The sequence below is a fragment of the Roseateles sp. P5_B10 genome (assembly GCF_056400485.1).
Map to the genome: position 1 here is coordinate 1 of NZ_JBFULE010000461.1, position 4,221 is coordinate 4,221.

At 68.1% G+C, this 4,221-nt stretch carries 3 protein-coding genes; all 3 read right to left on the reverse strand.

Features of this window, described 5'->3' with window-relative positions; genetic code table 11:
- Positions 1–150: 150 nt before the first annotated feature.
- A complete protein-coding gene (locus tag AC1DU6_RS21870) occupies positions 151–1,227 on the reverse strand; it encodes a hypothetical protein (RefSeq protein ID WP_477859569.1) in 1,077 nt (358 codons plus the stop codon).
- Positions 1,209–2,087 carry an aldo/keto reductase gene (locus AC1DU6_RS21875; RefSeq protein ID WP_477859570.1) on the reverse strand — a complete coding sequence of 293 codons (879 nt, stop codon included), beginning with the start codon at positions 2,085–2,087 and terminating at the stop codon, positions 1,209–1,211. The genes AC1DU6_RS21870 and AC1DU6_RS21875 overlap by 19 nt, the downstream gene beginning before the upstream one ends.
- On the reverse strand, positions 2,084–4,221 hold a 2,138-nt coding region (locus AC1DU6_RS21880), incomplete at its 5' end, for a glycoside hydrolase family 13 protein (RefSeq protein WP_477859572.1). The genes AC1DU6_RS21880 and AC1DU6_RS21875, both read right to left, overlap by 4 nt.

A 4,221-nucleotide genomic window follows, 5' to 3' on the forward strand; every position in this document is an offset into this window, starting at 1 on the left:
GCTGGTGCCTGGCATGCCGCTGACGGGCCGCTACGAGCACAAGCGCGGTGAGGTGGACCTGTCGGGCGTGTTGAGGGAGATCGAGGACGCGCGGCTCGAAGAGGCAGCCCGTGTCTTGCGCATGAGTTGAGGAGCCGGCTCCGGCCGGCGTCAGAGCTGGTAACGCCGCGCCTCAAGCGCTTGTTCGCGCAGCAGCAGCAGCAGGGCGGCGTCCCCGAGCAGGGCGTCTTGCGGCGAAAGGGCGCCACCGGCCCGCAGCTCCGGCCCATGCGCTGCCAGCGCCCGCTGGAGCCACCGGGCGCGTGTGAGGGTGCGCGGCGTGCAGGAGCGGCCGCGCAGGTCGTCGTCAAGGTCGCTGCGGTGGGCCTGCCAAGCGTCGGCCAAGTAGAGCTGCCTGGGGTGGTGGCTCAGCGCACGGCGCCAGCGTTCGACCAGGCCGCGATAGTGGCCGAGCACGCGCGCCGTCGCGCCGCGCGCTGCCAGCCGGCTGGCGAGGTCTTCATAGGCCTGGGCGGCCAGCCGCTTGAAGCCCAGGTAGTGCGGCAGGGCGTCGTCATCGTCGCCGGCATCGAGCAGCGCGCCGAACAGATGCCGGCCTTCGATGCGCTCGGCCGGGTGGTGCTGCGGGCAGTCGCTGCCGTGGCCGGCGCTGTTGAACTGCGTCAGCGGATCGAAGCGGTAGCRGTAGCCGAAGTCGTAGAGCCAGACGCGTTCGCCGTCGTCCAGCAGATTGCCGGCGCTGTAGTCCCACTCGAAGAAGCCGTGTTCGATCAGCGCGCACCCGGCCTCCAGCAGCGCGCGGGCTTGGCGCTCGTCCAGCACACCGGGGTGGCGGCCGGCGATCCAGGGCGACACGACGAGGCCGGCGCGCAGCGAGCCGAAGACCGGTGCGACGACGCCCGGCAAGCCCAGCCCGGCCAGCTCGGCGTGGCGCTGCAGCTCGTTCAGGAAGGATGTCTGGCCGTCGGGGTTGCGCACCCGGCATTCGGCGCGGGCGCGCTTGATGGCCCAGCGCTGGCCGGCGTGGTTGAGGCACAGCACCTCGGCGGTCAAGCCGCCGTTGTGCACGGCTTCAACGCCGGGGCTGTCGGCGTTCAGTGCCTTCAGTTGCGCGACCGGCAAGGGCAGCGCGGCCGCATCACCAAAGGCGAACTCGGCACCACTGGAGATGAAAGCCAGGTTGGTTCGCTGGCGTGCTTCGTCCAGCGTCAGATCAGGCCCGGCCATGCATCGCCATGTTGGTCGAAGGCCGCGCGGACGGCGACCACCAGTTCGGCTGGCAGCGGTCCACGCGAGATCGCTTCGATGTTGCGGCGCAGGTTGGCCGGTTTGGCGGTGCCGACGATGGCGCTGGCAACGCCCGTGTGGAAGGCCGCGAAGCGCAGGGCCAGGTCAACCCAGTCTTCCTTCGCGGGCAGGCTCATGGCCTTGAAGCGGTCCCAGTACTGGCCTTCTGCGAAGTCATCCGGCCGCTGCGCATGGCGCCAGACGGCGCCGGCCAGCGGGCGTTTGGCGATGACGCCGATGCCGGCATGGTCGGCCCGAGCGGCACGCAGGTTCAGATGGGCCTGGTCGCAAATGCTGACCGAGGTCTGCAGGCTGCCAAAGGCGCCACACACGAGGGCGAAATCGATCTCGGCGTTGTCGCCTGAGTAGGCCGCCACGCGCAGCTTGCCGGCGGTGCGGCATTCGTTCAGCGCGCGCACGACCTCGCCTTGCTCCAGCACATGCAGCGGGCAGGAGTGCAGGTGGACGATGTCGAGCCAGTCGGTCTGCATCAGCTTGAGCGCGCGCTCGACGCCTTGCACGATGCAGTCGTACGTCCAGTCCGGCACGCCTTCGATGCCGTAGCCCACCTTGGTGGACAGCACGAAGTCCGCACGGCGCGTGTTGAGGTGGCGGCCGATCCGCTCCTCGCTGAGGCCGTAGCCGCGGGCGGTGTCGACGAGGTTGATGCCAAGGTCCAGCACATGGTTCAGCAACGCGCCGGCTTCAGCCTCGGTCGTGCGCTCGTCGTTGATGTGCATCGCGCCGAAGCCGAGGGCTGAGACGCGCAGGCCGGTGTGGCCGAGGTTGTTGAGGATCATTTCGTGATGAGGACGCGGCCGAACAAGGGCGGCACAGTGAGCTGGATCCAGCCGTTCTTCACGGCCACGGCAGGGCCGCCGAGCGCGTCGTGCAGCTGGTCGGCCGGAAAGGGCAGGCCGACGCTGACGGTGTGCGGCTTGTCGCTGTTGTTGGTGGCGGTGATGGCCCAGGTCTTGCCGTCCTGGCGCGCCAGCACGACGACATGGTCGTCAACATGCAGCGGTGCGCTCAGCGTGCCATGGCGCAGCACGGGAAGGTCGTGACGTAGCTGGGTCAAGCGCTTGAAGTCGGCCAGCAGCGCGTTGTCGGGCTGGCCGCCTTCGTCGGCCCAGGGGTAGGGCGCGCGGTTGTAGGGGTCGTCGCCACCGCCCAGGCCCACTTCGTCGCCGTAGTAGATGGTCGGCGAGCCGGGGTAGGTCATCTGGAAGAAGACGGCGAGGCGCAGGCGCTGCTTGGCCAGCGCCAGATCGCGGTCCTCGCCGAAGTGGTGCAGGGCGCGCGGCTGGTCGTGGGTCGACAACAGGTTCATCAGCGCATAGAAGGACTGCGCCGGATAGGCCTCGCGCATCAGCTCCAGGTTTGCGGCCATCAGCTTGCCGCTCTTGCCGGCGGCGTAGTCCAGCACGGCGTTGCGGAAGATGTAGTTCATCGTCGAGTCGAACATGTCGCCGAGGAAGTACTTCGACGAATCGAACCAGGTCTCGGCGACGGTCAGCGCGTCGGGCTTCTTGGCCTTGACGGCCTGGCGCCATTCGCGCCAGAAGTCGTCGGGCACCCAGGGCGCCACGTCCATGCGCCAGCCGGCAGCGCCGCGGTCCAGCCAGAGGTTGGTCACCGAGTCCTTGTCGCGGTAGGCGTAGGCGCGAAAGGACGGGGCGCTCTTGTCGATCTCCGGCAGATCGGACACGCCGACCCAGCCATGGAACTGCTTGTTGGGGTCAGTCTCCTCGGGCTTGAACTTGAACCAGCTCGCATACGGCGAGGCGGGGTTGATCTTGCCGCCGTCAAACGCACCGCCCGCGGGGAAATTGGAGAAGCGGTTGAAGTAGGGCGAGTCCGCGCCGACGTGGTTCAGTGAGGTGTCGGGGATGACGCGGATGCCGCGCTTGGCGGCTTCGGCGCACAGGCGAACGAAGTCGTCGTTGCTGCCGAAGGCCGGGTCGATCTGCTTGTAGTCGGCCGCGTCGTACTTGTGGTTGCTCGGCGCGCGGAACACCGGCGTCAGGTAGATGGCGTTGGCCCCCAGGCTCTTGATGTAGTCGAGCTTCTCGATGATGCCGGCGAGGTCGCCGCCGAAGAAGTCGTTGTTGTAGAGCTTGTCCGAGCCGTCGCCCGTACTCGGCTTGAAGGGCTTCTCGTTCCACTTCTCGTGGCGTTCGACGTCGCGGTCCTGGTAGCGGTCCTGTGGCCGGCCGCCACCGGGGCGCGGGTCGTTGGCCTTGTCGCCATTGCGGAAGCGTTCGGGGAAGACGTAGTAGTAGACGATGTCCCGGCCCCAAGCCGGCACCTCGAAGCCGGGCGCATGGATGGTCTGGCGGTAGCGGCGCACGCGGTTCAAGTTGGCCGGCAGGCGCTCGACCGAGGCAGACCCCATGGAGCCCTTCTCGCGCGTCCAGTAGATGGGGTCCTTGTTGTTCTGCAGCGCRTACCTGCCCTGATCGGTCTCGATCTCGAACCAGTAGCCGTAGATACCAGTAGCGTCAAAGCGATAGCTCGCTGTGAAGCCGATGCTCATGCCGCGCGAATGTGGCGTCATGGCGATGCGGGCCACAGGTTCGTAGGCGAGCTGCTCCTGGTTGCCGGTCATCTGGCGGCGTTCGATGACGAGGGTGGCCTGCTTCAGGCCGGGCACGTCGTTACCGATGCTGAAGCGGATCTCGCTGCCGGCGGGCTGGGCACCGAAAGGCGCCTTGGACTCGGCACTGCGGGAGTTGAAGTGGGTCGTCAGCGCAGCCTTGTCGTTGAGGGGCTTGGGCGGCGTGGGTTTGAAGGTCCTGGGGCCGACGGTAAGCGTGGCGCTGCCGTCGGCGGCAATCGCCAGGCGCAGCGTCTGCTCCCCCTTGAAGTCGCGCTTGAGGTTGCCACCGGCACCGCGAGCCGGGGCGCCCTTGGCGTCGCCGCCAAAGGTGAGGG